The organism is Enterococcus sp. DIV2419, assembly GCF_051711865.1.
In the GTDB taxonomy this organism is placed as follows: Bacteria; Bacillota; Bacilli; order Lactobacillales; family Enterococcaceae; genus Enterococcus; species Enterococcus faecalis.
On the sequence record NZ_JBIONS010000001.1, the window covers coordinates 1816406 to 1830527 of the forward strand.

Annotated in this window: 13 protein-coding genes and 1 riboswitch; of the genes, 2 read left to right on the plus strand and 11 right to left on the minus strand. The window is 37.5% G+C overall.

What is annotated here, in order from left to right; genetic code table 11:
- Positions 1-107 precede the first annotated feature (107 nt).
- Together hemW and mgtA are read right to left on the minus strand one after the other, a co-directional pair.
- Entirely contained in the window at positions 108-1256 is a 1149-nt protein-coding gene (hemW, locus tag IGI97_RS08505) for a radical SAM family heme chaperone HemW (RefSeq protein WP_002357829.1), read from the minus strand.
- A 243-nt stretch (positions 1257-1499) separates the two neighbouring features.
- Entirely contained in the window at positions 1500-4160 is a 2661-nt protein-coding gene (mgtA, locus tag IGI97_RS08510; RefSeq protein ID WP_002363817.1) for a magnesium-translocating P-type ATPase, read from the minus strand.
- A gap of 113 nt (positions 4161-4273) precedes the next feature.
- Positions 4274-4444: riboswitch (M-box (ykoK) riboswitch) on the minus strand.
- 252 nt (positions 4445-4696) lie between these two features.
- Here mgtA and IGI97_RS08515 point away from each other — a divergent pair.
- A complete protein-coding gene (locus IGI97_RS08515) occupies positions 4697-5572 on the plus strand; it encodes a LysR family transcriptional regulator (RefSeq protein ID WP_002382245.1) in 876 nt (291 codons plus the stop codon).
- Positions 5573-5595: 23 nt separating this feature from the next.
- The gene (locus tag IGI97_RS08520) at positions 5596-6483 is read left to right on the plus strand and encodes a LysR family transcriptional regulator (RefSeq protein ID WP_002357832.1); all 888 of its coding nucleotides are present in this window, start codon (positions 5596-5598) and stop codon (positions 6481-6483) included.
- A gap of 61 nt (positions 6484-6544) precedes the next feature.
- On the opposite strand, the gene IGI97_RS08525 is transcribed toward IGI97_RS08520, so the two are convergent.
- The 9 genes from IGI97_RS08525 to IGI97_RS08565 form a co-directional block, all read right to left on the minus strand.
- A complete protein-coding gene (locus IGI97_RS08525; protein WP_129193598.1) occupies positions 6545-7693 on the minus strand; it encodes an FtsW/RodA/SpoVE family cell cycle protein in 1149 nt (382 codons plus the stop codon).
- Positions 7659-8834, minus strand: coding sequence for an FtsW/RodA/SpoVE family cell cycle protein (locus tag IGI97_RS08530; RefSeq protein ID WP_002357834.1), 1176 nt, complete (start codon positions 8832-8834; stop codon positions 7659-7661). Before IGI97_RS08530 ends, IGI97_RS08525 begins: the two co-directional genes overlap by 35 nt.
- A 158-nt stretch (positions 8835-8992) precedes the next feature.
- Positions 8993-9253: a DUF2087 domain-containing protein gene (locus IGI97_RS08535; protein ID WP_002360471.1), complete on the minus strand. Its 261-nt coding sequence runs from the start codon at positions 9251-9253 to the stop codon at positions 8993-8995.
- 25 nt (positions 9254-9278) lie between these two features.
- The gene (locus IGI97_RS08540; protein WP_002357836.1) at positions 9279-9620 is read right to left on the minus strand and encodes a DUF1048 domain-containing protein; all 342 of its coding nucleotides are present in this window, start codon (positions 9618-9620) and stop codon (positions 9279-9281) included.
- A gap of 3 nt (positions 9621-9623) precedes the next feature.
- A complete protein-coding gene (locus IGI97_RS08545) occupies positions 9624-9947 on the minus strand; it encodes a PadR family transcriptional regulator (protein ID WP_002357837.1) in 324 nt (107 codons plus the stop codon).
- Positions 9948-10338: 391 nt separating this feature from the next.
- Positions 10339-10935 (minus strand): GNAT family N-acetyltransferase, encoded by a 597-nt coding sequence (locus IGI97_RS08550; RefSeq protein ID WP_438738413.1) that lies wholly within the window; start codon positions 10933-10935, stop codon positions 10339-10341.
- Positions 10935-11885, minus strand: a complete 951-nt coding sequence (ribF, locus tag IGI97_RS08555; protein ID WP_002375028.1) for a riboflavin biosynthesis protein RibF — start codon at positions 11883-11885, stop codon at positions 10935-10937. The genes IGI97_RS08550 and ribF overlap by 1 nt, the downstream gene beginning before the upstream one ends.
- A gap of 25 nt (positions 11886-11910) precedes the next feature.
- Positions 11911-12831, minus strand: a complete 921-nt coding sequence (truB, locus tag IGI97_RS08560; protein WP_002360476.1) for a tRNA pseudouridine(55) synthase TruB — start codon at positions 12829-12831, stop codon at positions 11911-11913.
- Positions 12832-12984: 153 nt separating this feature from the next.
- Positions 12985-14109, minus strand: coding sequence for an SH3 domain-containing protein (locus tag IGI97_RS08565; RefSeq protein ID WP_438738416.1), 1125 nt, complete (start codon positions 14107-14109; stop codon positions 12985-12987).
- Positions 14110-14122 lie beyond the last annotated feature (13 nt).

Genomic DNA, 14122 nt, shown 5'->3' on the forward strand with positions numbered 1-14122 from the left:
AAGAGTGCTAACTGCTGCAAATCACCTTAAAAAATTATCAATACCAACTTTTGTAATAAAAAAATCATCGAAATGCTTTGTCACACTTCGATGATTTTTTTATTTTTTTACTCTTTTTCACTTAACAAAAATGCTTCAAAAACATTATTCCCCACAAATAGTCCTTTTTTCGTTAAACGTAAGATATCTGCTTCTTCAATTAATAATTCTTCTTTGATTAAGCGTTGAATGACCTCTCCATAAATTGCTTCAATTGGTTCATGAAATTTTTGTTGGAATTTTTGTTTAGAAATGCCTACTTTTTTACGTAAGCCTAAAAATAACTCCTCTTCTATTTGATTTAGACGAGTTAATTCTTCGGTCTCCACAATTGGCAATTGATTTTCTCGCAAGGGTTTCAAATAATGTTGGATTGGACCGTGATTTTTGTAACGAGTTTGCCCAAGATAGCCGCTGGCACCTGCGCCAAATCCATAGTAGTGGTCATTATTCCAATAAGCTAGATTATGCTGGCTTTCTTTTCCTGTTAAAGCAAAATTACTGACTTCATATTGGTGACGTCCTTTTTTCTCCATTGCTTCAATCGTTTCGTCAAACATTTGCGCTTCGATTTCTTCTTCAGGCAGCTGTAACCGTCCTTGACGAACCCAGTTCATGAACATTGTTTTATTTTCAAGAATTAATGAATAAAGCGAATAGTGTGGCAAGTCCAATGCTAATGCTCTTGTCAAAGTATCGCGAAAACTTTCCAATGTTTGTCCAGGTAAAGCATAGATTAAGTCAATACTGACATTGGTAAAATTTTCTTTTTCTAAAAATTTCATTGTTTCATAAACATCTGCGGCGGTGTGCTTGCGGCCGATTTTTTTGAGCAAGCGATCATCAAATGTCTGAACGCCCATCGAAAGACGATTGACGCCATAGTTTTTCATGACTTGTAATTTTTCTTGGGTTAAATCACCAGGGTTTGCTTCCACCGTAAATTCATTTCGGTCATCAAACGTTAGCTGTTCGCGAACCCCTTTTAGTAGCACATCTAACTGTTTCGCTGATAATGAAGTTGGCGTGCCTCCGCCAATATAGATGGTTTTCATTTCTTGTTCTGGATACAATGCTTGCGTAAGTTGAATTTCTTTTAATAAACTCTGAATATATTCATCAACTGGTTGTCCTTCTAAAAAGACCTTGTTAAAATCGCAATAATAACAAATATGCTCACAAAATGGAATATGAATATAGGCCGACCGATCGAACATCGGCGTTGAAGTTGAAAGTTGGTTTGTTTTGGTCATTAGCTCGTTTTATCTCCTTATTACCAAAAAGCTCGTTCTTTTTGGAAAGTCTCTACTAGCCATACTAACTGTAAATGACAAATAAATCCATAAAAAAATTCGCGCAGCCACTTAAAACAACAATGAGGAGCTGTCATAAAAACCGACACCTCCTCAACCTTGAAAGAAAAGTAAAAAAATTTTTCTATATATAATAGTACAAATCAGTTACAGTAATTGACCGTAACGTTTGACGTATAAAACTTTAATGAACGCAACCAGTGCTAAATAAGCAACAATTGTCGGGATTAAATACAAGAAATAGCTTGGTGATAAACCGACAAATCCTAGTTCTGCACCGAAAGCGGTAAAGGGTAAAACAGTTCCGAGAACAATCCCTGCTGTAGTGACTAACGTCATAATTCCAGAAGCACTACTTTGAAGGAAAGGCATTTTTTCTGTTCGTAGGAAATGCAAGACGAGCATTTGGGACCATAAGGACTCAATGAACCATCCTGCATGGAAAATACCGATAAAGAGCAATTGATCTGCTCCATTTAATTCAAAGAATGAGCCACCTAGGATAGCCGGACACACAATGAAATACATAAATAAATAGGTAACAATATCAAAAATAGAACTCGTTGGACCAAACCAACGCATAAAATTACCAATTGATTTTGGTTCCCATTTTTTTGGTTTTTCTACGTATTCTTCATCTACTTTGTCCCAAGGAACTGACATACACGAAGTATCGTAAATTAGATTTAATAATAGCGATTGAATCGGAGCAATCGGTAAAAATGGTAAAAAGATACTTGCTGGGATCACGGAAAAAACATTGCCAAAATTAGAACTTGCTGTTAATTTGACGTACTTCATCGTATTCGTAAACACGCGCCGTCCAGATAAAATTCCTTTTTCCAAAACCATTAAATCTTTTCTCAATAAAATTACATCCGCCGATTCTTTCGCCACATCGACAGCTGTATCAACAGAGATTCCTACATCAGCAGCACGCATTGCTCCAGCATCATTTATTCCATCACCTAAAAAGCCAACAGTTTGACCATTTTCAGTTAACGCATTTACAATACGAACTTTTTGGTCAGGCGTAATTTTGGCGAAAATATTATACGCTTGAACGGTTTTTCTTAATTCTTCTTGGTTTAATTGTTGAAGTTCATTTCCTGTAATAATTTTTTCGCCAGCCAGACCAACTTCTTTACAAACAGAATGCGTCACATACTGATTGTCCCCCGTTAATACTTTCACAGCTACATTATGTTGATGCAAGGCGTGAATAGCTGCCGCCGCTGTTTCTTTTGGCGGATCCAAGAAGGCAAGATAACCTTGTAAAATCAACTCTGATTCATCTTTAGTTGTATACTCCCATTCAGCCGCTTCGACTTTTTTATCGGCAATTGCTAGAACGCGCAAACCATCTCGATTTAAAGCTTCAACGTCTTTGGTAATTTTTTGACGTAGCGTCTCTGTTAAGGGCACAATTTCGCCATTTAAAAGTACCTGTGTGCAGACCAAGAGCATTTCTTCAACCGCACCTTTGGTAATTAAGCGTGTTTCTCGCGTTTTAAACTCTTTGATAATCACGCTCATTCGACGTCGATTGAAATCGAAAGGAATTTCATCTACTTTATAAAAATCATCTGATTGTATATCACTTTCTTGCGTCGCCGCTTGAATAACGGCGTTATCCATTAAATTACGCAAACCTGTTTGAAAATAACTGTTTAGAAATGCTAAATCCAAGACTTTTTGATCTTCTTGGCACCCAATATTATAGTGGTATTCTAAAATTACTTTATCTTGTGTTAAGGTACCTGTTTTATCCGTACAAAGTACATCCATCCCGCCAAAATTTTGAATGGCATTGACATTTTTCATAATCGTGCCTTCTTTAGCCATTTCTCGAGAACCTTTGACTAAATTGGTTGTTACAATCATAGGTAACATTTCTGGTGTCAAGCCGACAGCTGTGGCAATCGCAAACATTAACGCTTCCACCCAATCGCCTTTTGTTAACCCATTAATTAGAAAAACAGTTGGCGTAATGACCAACATAAAGCGAATCAGCACCCACGTTGTTTTATTAATTCCTGTTTCAAAACTCGTCTGTTGCTGCTCTTCTCCGTTATCAGAAGCCATCCGTCCGAATAAAGTTTGATTACCAACTTTAATGACAATGCCCAAACCAGTGCCACTAATTACATTTGTTCCTAAAAACAAAAGATTGTCGTATTCTGTATCAATTTGATCACTATCTTTTTGATGAGTCGCGTGTTTTTCAATGGGAAAACTCTCTCCAGTCAAGGATGATTGGGAAACAAATAAGTCCTTAGATTGGATTAAACGTAAATCGGCTGGAATCATATCGCCAGCGGATAGTTGGACTAAGTCGCCACACACAACTTCCTCAATAGGAATTTCCATTTGCTTCTTGTCACGAATGACTGTCGCTGTAACTTTAATCATATTTTGTAATTTTTCAACTGCATTGCTTGATTTGACTGATTGTACAAAACTCATCGTGCCGCTTAAGATGACCATCGCTAACATAATTAACACGCCAGTAACATCTTTTTCCTCTGGCGCAGCATAGACATATTCTGTAAAAAATGAAATCGTGGCTAGTGCTAATAACACCAAAGTAAACGGCGTGATATACGATTTTATAAAAAGTCGCAGCCGTGAAGCTTTTTTTTCATTCATAATTTTATTGCGGCCATAACGTTCTTGTAATTCTTCAATATCTTGGTGTTTAATGCCATCCCAAGTTGAGCCGAAACGTTGTAAAACTTTTTCTACTTCTGAATGGGCAAACTTTTTGTAACTATAGTCATGGCCCAAGTGACGCATTTTCTTTTCCATTTTCTTTCACCTCATTTATCTGTTGTTGACTTGAATTGACGATCGATTCATCTTCCATTTTCCTCACCCTTTCCACAAAAAAAGACACGCTGAAAACTCAACGTGTCAAAGAATAATCGTTCTTATCGTTGAGCTTTAGCACTATACAACGTAAAAAGCGATTGCTTTTAGCTACCTTAAGAAAAGCCTTCATTCGACAGTTCCTGTTCTACCCATTGGCGTCTCTCGACATTTTTGGGCAGTAGCCTATGTTTGTATAGGAGCCTCACCTAACAAATCTTATTTAATTACAACAGCAAGTATAATTCTTCCTTGAAAAAATAACGATATAGAAAAAGTTTTTAGCAGATAACTTTTTGTCCATTCAGTAACAAAAAGAAAAATAATCCGCTTATTTACTATGGTTTTCTGGTATGATTCGTATTTATTCATAGAATCATAACTGGTTAAATTAATCTAAAGACCGTCAGATAGCCTTGTCGAGAAGCTTTTCTTCTGCTATTTTTTGTATAGTTAAAGAAACGGCGGTGAGGAAAATGAAATTACAACAACTAGAATATTTTATGGCAGTTTCAAAGTATGCGAGTTTTACTTTAGCTTCTCAAAAGCTCCATACGAGTCAACCTTATTTAAGTACCCAGCTCAAGGAGTTGGAACGTGAATTAGGTGCTTCATTAATTTTAAGAGACAAGAAACATTGTCGGCTTTCTCCAGCAGGCGAAGTCGTCGCCAAGCGAACAGAAATGATTTTTGCACTCATTAAGGAAGCGCAAGAAGAGATTAACGAATTAGTGACCCAAGGATCGACAACGACCATTCGGATTGGAACAAACTTAATTGATATAGATAAAGCATTTGGAGAAGTCTTGTTGTTATTTAATCAATCCTATCCGTATGTAAGTATTGATTTTAAGTATTATTACGATCTTGAAACAGCCTTGGAAACAGATTTAATTGACATTGGGATTGGGATATTTTTGGATACCTCGATTCCATTAGAGAAAGAATTAATTTATACAGAAAGCTATCTCCTTTGTGTCAATAAAAATCATCCTTTAGCCCATGCCGATAGCGTGACGATTGACGAAATTCGTTCTTTACCTTTTGCTGCATATTCCGATCAAGTATATGAAAAAAAAGTGTTTAAACGTTGGGAACGTAAAATCAATTGGGAAAATCGGCAAATCGTCATCGAACTTCCTTCTCTTCATTTAGTCTTAGACATGGTCCAACGAGAAAAAGCCTGTAGCATCCTTCCCTATTCACTCACTGATGAACTAAACAGACGTAACTTAGTTGGTATTCCTCTGGAAGATAGTCCAGAACGAGCCATCTATTTAGTTCAGAATAATCATCACGGACATTGTGAAGCACACCGTTATTTATTCGAACAATTACGTTATTTATTCTAGGAATAGAAAAAGGAGGAATTCCCATGGAACTATTTCGTTTACATTATTTTTTAGAGTTATGCAAAGTGAAACAATTTACTAAAGCAGCCGAAAATTTAGCAATTTCTCAAGCTGCCCTAAGTAAGCAAATAAAAATTCTTGAAGCAACGTTAGGCGCTGAACTTTTTAATCGCCAAGGCCAAACTACCACCTTAACACCAGCTGGATTAATTTTAGAAAAATATTGTTGGCGCATCACCAATGAGTTGGTCTCAATTGAAGAAGAGCTAAAAGAAATTAATCATTCTTCCAACCATATTTATGTAGCCACTTATCTCTGTGATTTAGAATATAAATTGAATGACTTACTAATGACAACATTAACGGATCGTTCATCCAACTTACAAGTCCACACCATTATTACAGAAAATATTCTTCAATCCTTGGAAACAATGGATGCAGATTTTGGTATTTCCTTTGCTGACTTACCATTACCTGAACATATTGGTAAAATTGATTTATTTACAGCAAATTATCAATTCATTTTAAGAAATGATCATCCAGCTTTGGCCAAAGCCACGACGGAAGAAATTTTAAAAGAACTAACAATGTACCCCTTCGTCCGTTTAAATACCGAATTTTCCGAGCAAAACAAATTAACCAATTGGCTAGATACTACGTTTTCTAATTTTTCTCCAGAGAAAGTCATTCAAGTGGATACTCTTTCACTTATTACTCACTTGGTGTCTCATTCCGATAGTTTCGCTATTGTCCCCGAATACACAAATATTCAACTTTTAGACAATTCGATTCATACACTAACTTACCAAGAACTACCTAAACGAAACATGGCAGTTTATTATTTAAAAGAACGTTACATGAGTCGACAACTTCAACAACTTTTGGCTGAATGCCAAAAACAATTTCAATAGTAAAAACCAAGACTAGAGCTTGTCGGCAAGCGAGTTCCAGTCTTGGTTTTTATTTGTGTTTTCAGGTAGCGGCTTCTCTTCCTTTGACAAATCCTAAAGAAGTGATAGCCATCACTAACGAAGTGCCTCCTTGACTTAAAAACGGAAGCGGAATACCTTTTAACGGCAACAGTCCAATCACCGCACCGATATTCTCCACCGTTTGAAAAACCAGCGAAAAAATGAGGGCGACACAGATGTACATACAAAAACGCGAATTGCTCCGCAAGCCAGCTACTAAAACTTGATAAAACAAGTAAAAATAGAGAAAAACAACAGTGGCACTGCCCACAAAGCCCCAGGCTTCCCCGATAAAAGTAAAAACCATATCAGACTCACGAACAGGAACATACACTTCAATCCCATGCACACCCTTGCCAAATAAACCACCCGAACCAATTGCCAATAAGCCTTGTACTTGTTGATAGGAGATTTTATCGACATAATCATAGGGATGAATCCATGCTAAAATTCGATCCAATTGATATTGTTTAAAATGTAAAAAGAAGAGTACTTTGTGCCCCCACTCTGTAAAGACTAACAGAATCAAGACCACGCCTAACGTTGCTAAAGCACTGAAAATAATGATTAAAATTTTACGATCAATTCCTGAAATAACTAAAAGAGATAGGATAATCGTTACGAAAACAAGGGATGTCCCAAAATCTTTTTGTATCGCCATCAAGAAAAAAACAGGGACACTAACCGCAACGATTTTTTTTAGAAGTTGCTTGTCTGAACGCCATTTATCAGACCAGTCTTGTTGCTCATGTTGGACAATAATTTTTGCCAACATTAAAATAAACGCAATTTTCGCAATTTCTGATGGCTGAAATTTAATAAACCCTAAATCTAACCAGCGCTTTGTGCCCGTCAATAAATACATTCCTTTGTCATAGGAAAAATACAAAGCACTCATTAAGATTAATGAAAACCCATAGAAAAAAGGAGCTACTTTCCAAATAAACTTCTGTGACAGCCGACTAGCTAAAAACATGCCTGCATAGCCAACAAAAATAAAGAAAAGTTGTTTTAATGCTGGCACAGTTCCATCTTTTCCTTCATTAACGGCAATCCAATATTGCACACCAGAAGATAAAAGTGTGAGTAAAAAAATGGGCAATAATAAATCATAATTAAGATGTAAGTTGAATTTTTTTGTATTGACCATTTAACTGCCGCCTTTCGTTTGCAATAATTTTAATGACGATTCCTAATGCCACTGAAAAGATTAAATAACTTGTCCCACCGTAACTAACAAACGGTAAAGGAATTCCCGTCATTGGAATCAAACCCAAAACGCCACCAATGTTAATCGCCGTTTGAGCTAAAATCAAGGTCCCGACCCCTAACAAAAACAAGCCGTAACAATGATTTTTTATTACACAACTACTCCGCAAAATCGAGGCCGCTAAAAATAACAAAAGAAATAGCAATAGTAAGCCGCCAATTAAACCAAGTTCTTCCACAATCACCGCAAAGATAAAATCGGTTTGACCTTCTGGCAAGCCACCTTTTTTTACCATACCATTGGCTAATCCAGTGCCCCAAAACCCACCGTTATACATTGCTAAATAGGCCATTGAAGGCTGAAATCCGCGATCATGAAAGGATAAAAACGGATTTTTCAAAACAACTAAGCGGTCATACACATGCGCAAAAAAATGTGGTAAGTAGCGGTGATCGCCTAGAAAAATAATTATTTTAGAAAGAAGCGCCGCGCTAGCAACGACAATCCCCGCAGCAATTACACTAAATTTTGCATGAATACTTGCTGAGAAAATCAAGACACTGCCAATAACTAAAATAAGAATAGCCCCGCCAACTTTGGGTTGAATCAAAACTAAAAATGCAACGACCAAAACAAACAGCCATTGTTTCCTTAACTGCTTCGTTGTCAAGCCATTTTCTTTTTCACCTAAATAACAACTCAAGTAATAAATAATCGCAAAATTACAAAGCTCTGATGGCTGAAATTGGATTCCAAAGAGAGAAATCCAACGTTGTGCGCCATTCGCTGCTACACCAAAAAAAGGTAGTCGAACCATTAACAGTAATAGTACCGAAACTAAAAGCAGTCCAATCGCAATTTTCTTATTAAATAACACTTCTAGTCGAACTTTGTAGATCACGAACATTAGCACCCAGCTGAGACACATAATAATACCTTGTTTAATAAACACAGCAGTGGGCTTCACGCCTTGCATCAGCAAGTCATAGCTACTGGCGCTATAAATCATTAACGCGCCAATAATACTTAATATAATAAAGGTCAAAAGAATTTTTGTTAGACCTAAAGTACGTAGATTCATTCTCTCACCTCTATCTTTTTCTAATTAAATCAATCTTACCAGTCTGAGTTAGAAAACAAATAGAGAGTTTTTTATAGAACTATTACTAAGCTTACATAACAAAAAGTAGCTAGACTTGGTTCATTTCACCTAGTTTCGCTACTTTTAAAAAAAGACATTTATATAATTTTTGTGTGTTGCTCACATTTCTGATAAATTTTTCCAAACTTATCTCTTTCTAAATACTGATAATCTACTAAATACCGTCTCAAAAGTGCATAATCTTCATAGATTTCTCTAAGTCGCTGATTGACTTCTTTTTCCGTATATTCTTTCCCAAATTCAAATTGGTTGGCCACACGTTGAAACACTTGGACTTTTTTCGCATTTTTCTTGGGAATAACCAGCAACTTTCCTTCTTTAAAAAAATTTTCAACCATGTTTATTCTCCTTTTTTTGTTTTGACTATTGTTTAGAAAATTGATGATTCAGTTTTTCTTTCTGTTTATCAGTCCATTTGCCAGCGACTTCATTGACAATTGTTTCAGCAAAATCACCTACTTTTTCTCCCGTAATATTTTTGATAGGTGTTCCGTTAGCAGCTCCTTCTTCAAACAGATCAAGTAAATCAGTCAACGCATTGAACATATTGGCTCCGCTATGATCTGAAAAATGCCATGCATATTTTTCAATTTCTTGAAATACTTGTCGATACTCTGCTGGTAATGCAGCAATCCGTCGTTTATATTCTTTGTACTCTTTTTTATCCCCAACAACTTTTTTGATCAACGCTTTAAAATTTGACATGCTCTATCCCTCCATTTTTTTCATCTTGTTTACTTGTTTTGAAAGCAACGTCCACCGCTGCCAAAAATCAGCGAGTTCTGCTTCTCCTGATGAGGTTAAGCGATAGAACTTCCGCATTGGTCCTTTTTCTGAAGGCTTTTTTTCAGCTATAACCCATTGATTTTTTTCTAAACGCAGTAAAATCGTATAAACGGTTCCTTCAACAATTTCAGTAAACCCTTGGTCATTTAAAATTTTTGTAATTTCATAACCATATGTTTCTTTCCTTTGGATGATGGCTAAAACTAAACCTTCTAAAATGCCTTTTAGCAACTCTGTCTGCTTCACTGCTTTTCCTCCCTGAACTACTCTTTATTACTATGTACCACTACATAATAATACTGAGTACCGGTTCTGTCAACTACTTTGTAATAAAAAGTAGTAAAGGAGCGTGGGACAAAAATCACTTTGGATTTTTGCTCCACGCTCAAAAACTAATAAACGGCGGGAACAGAAGCAACACTACGCGTTGCTCCGATCTCAACAACTTCTAAGAGCTAAAGCTCTAAGAGTTGAAGGTCCTTCGGAAATAAGCCGAAATTGTTGAGAATCACGAAGAACGTAGTGATTCGATGATGAACAATACCTACTTGGTCTCCAAAAATTATAGAACAATTTTCGGAAATTCCTTCTTATTTCTCGGAGTTAAACACTTCTGTCCCGACCTCCTTATTATTCTTTATTCATTTATTCCGAGTTCTGCTTCAAAGGCTTCTAATTCTACAAGGTGTGTTTCTGGATAAGCAAAGCATGTTGAAAAATGCCACTCCCCACCACTTGTGCTAAAATAACCTGGCAGTAATTCCAAAGCCAATAATGCTTCTGATGTTTCTTTTTCCGGTAACGTAATCTGAAAAGTAGTCGCTGGAACAAAACCGAACTTCGTATAGTAAGTTGGATGGCCCAGGATAATCAATCCGCCGACGCCTAATTTTTTGGCCTTCTGTACAGAATGCTTAATTAACGCTGAGCCTACGCCCGTGTTCTGTGCTTCTGGATGGACACTTAGCGGCCCAACGGTCAAAACAGCCTTCTCTGTATGATCAGGTAATCGTAGTTTGGCTTTCGAAGACATAATATGACCCGTTAATTTTCCTTGATCAGTTTCTGAAACTAAGGACAACTCCGGAATAAAGTCGGCACTTTCTCTTAATAAATGCACGATAAAATGCTCTGTGGGACGCCAGTTTTCGGTCAAGTTTAATTCCTTGAACGCTTGATACGTTAAACGTTCTACAGCTTGATACTCTGCAGGTTTTTCTTGACGAATCTTCATTATTTGTCCTCAGATTGTTGGAAATAGTCAGCCGTATCTCGTTCATCTTGTTTTAATTGGTCGATCAAGGCTTCAGCCCCATTGAATTTCACTTGGTCACGTAAATAATGATTCCAACGAACCACCACTTGTTCACCATAGATGTCTTGATGGAAGTCCAAAATATAGACTTCCACGGTTAAATCGCGTCCTTCTCCAAAGGTGTCATTATGACCAATTGAGCCCATGCCGACATACCATTTGCCACCAACTTCGATTTGCACAGCATAGACGCCAATTCTTGGTAAGCGCACAGTGCTTTTCACTTTGACATTAGCGGTCGGGAAACCCAATAAACGGCCACGAGCATCGCCATGGACAACTGTTCCTTCTGTTTCATAAATATATCCTAACAACTCCGTGACCTCCTCCATTTCGCCGGCTTCCATTTTTTCGCGAATTCTTGTTGAGCTAATTTTGGCACCAGTCATTTCTTCTTTTGGTACTGTCACCACTTCAAAACGGCCTTGCGCATAAGTTGGTAACTGTTTGACTCCAGCAATTTCTTTAGGACCATACGTATAATCAAACCCAGAGACTGCTACTGCACTATTTAAATTAACGATATACTGATCGACAAAATCTTGCGGTTTTAATTGAGCAAACGCTGAAGTAAATTCGACAATATATAAAATATCAACGCCCAAGTTGGCCATTAGGCGTTCTTTTTGTTCCAAGCTAGTTAAATATTTCATATTTTCTGGTAAAACTTTTTGAAAAACGATTGATGGGTGTTGGTTGAAGGTCATCACAGCTAACTTCAAGCCTTTTTCCTCAGCAATCTTTTTGCCTGTTTCAATTACTTTTTGGTGGCCTTTGTGAACACCGTCAAAGAAGCCTAGGACCATCACGACTTCGTCATTAGGAATTTGATTGGGTTCATAGGGATGATGTAGTTGAATAACTTGCATGTGCAAAAACTTCCTTCTTTTTTATTTAATTATTCCGTAGAACTTTACTTGGTTTCAATAATTTATCATGCGTTGGGTGTGGCATGTATAAACTAACCACTTGATTTTGGTAAAATAAGGCAACTAAGGATTCTGGCATTGCCTTTATTCCTAATTCTTTTTTGTGCAAACGCATGCCATTTTTTACTTTTTGATACAATTCATCTGATAAATCAATTCGTGGGAATTGTTCTACTGCTGTCTCAATGGGCAACAGGCATTGATCAATTGTTTCAGCAGCCATTTGTTTGGCTACTTCTTCTAACGTTAAGCATTGCGCAGCTTGCAAACCGCCACTTGCCGTTCTCGTTAAATCCGACATATGGGCAGGATAGCCTAATTTTTTGCCAGTATCCACGGATAGTGTCCGTACATAGGTTCCTTTGCCACAGACCACTTTAAACCGCCAACTTTGTGTTTGAGCAGATTCATTAAAAATTGGTTCACTAGTACGTTCAAATGAATAAATCGTAGCTTTTCGTTGGGGCCGTTCAACTTCTTCCCCATTCCGCGCATATTCATATAAACGTTTACCATTGACTTTCACCGCAGAAAACATCGGTGGGATTTGTGTGATTTCACCTGTCATTTCGGCCATTGCTTGATCAATTTGTTCAGTTGACAGAGGTGTTGTAACTGGTTTTTTTTCAACAATCTCGCCACTAACATCTTCGGTTGTCGTAGCAAATCCAAGTGTAATTTCACCTTCATAGGTTTTGCCAGAATCTACCATGTATTCGATCACTTTCGTTCCTTTGCCAACGCAGATGGGTAAGACCCCTTCGACATCTGGATCTAGCGTACCACCATGACCAATTTTTTTGGTATGTAAAATTTTTCTCAATTTAAATACGCAGTCATGACTTGTCATGCCACGTTCCTTCCATAACGGTAAAATGCCGTCCATTATAGTTCCTCCAGTTCCGATAATACTAACTTTGTCATTATAGCATAAAAGTACCTAGCTTCGCAGTCTCCGTTGCTTATTCCCTTTGGCAAAATCTCTGCTAAATGCAAAAAAAGCCACAAACTCTGATAAAAGCAGAGTTTGTGGCTTTTTTTAGCTAGCAAATGATCCCCATGTATTCTGTGCGTTGCCATCGTTTGGTCCGATTGGCAAATAAATTCTCGCGCCTGTTGTATCTGTCCCACCAATAAAAACATACCCATCTGCAATATAAAACGCATCGTAATAAAAGCGAGTATTTTTGGGCCAGATACCATAAATGGGTGCTGACAGACTAGGTTGTCCTGCTCTTAAAACAATGCCTTCGTCCACACCAATTAGAAATGATTTCTTCTTTTGCGGGCGCCAAAGTTCAGCAATGTCGCCATCGTTCATATAGCCTAACAAATGTCCGCTATTTTCAATACGGTAAAGGTTTTGTCGGTCCGGTAATTTCGCTGTAATTGTTCCTACCTGTGTCCAAAGTGCCTCTGCTGATAGATGTTCATTGATTAAAGCATCTGGTGTTGTATAGATTGAAGTGAAACGAATTGCTTGTCCTACTTGATATTTTGGTGCATTAGGTTTACCTGGCTGAATAATGACAGTCTCACCTGTTTCAGAAACGCCCGTTTGTAAATCTTGTGCCAACTGCGCTTTACTAATCCCCCAACGCGCTAAATAACCATAAGGATCTGTATGATCTCCCCACCAATTTTTTGTAATCCAATCATGAGTGACTATTCCATAACCTGTTCCATCGTCTAGCGAAAAATCAGCACCAATGTTCTGAGCCAAATCACGGGCCAAATTAACATAGGCAGCATAATCTTTTTTAAACGTCGCCGCATTATTCGTTCGAGCCAATTCGATTTGCGCATAGGCTTTTTGATTAGCTAAAGAACCTGCGCCATATTGAATTTGGCCAGCAGGAGCTAATTGTTTCACTCGTCCACCAGATCCGACAAAATATGAGACATAAGCATTTGACCAATTTCGTTTCATATAGGCCACTTCATTGTCTAAACTGTGTGGTCCTAGGTTCCGCTCGTTTCCAGATTCATGTAAAACAATTAATTCATTGCTTGCAGAGCCTGGAAAATAAGTAAAGTTGATTGGATCCGCTTCGATGGTGTAAGCGCAAGCCGTCATCGGAATCGTTAAACTTAAGCCAATCACTAAAGCAAGTTGAATCATTAATTTTTTAAACATAGCATACTCCTTTCTAAAAAAAGCCATGAAAGGAAGGTCA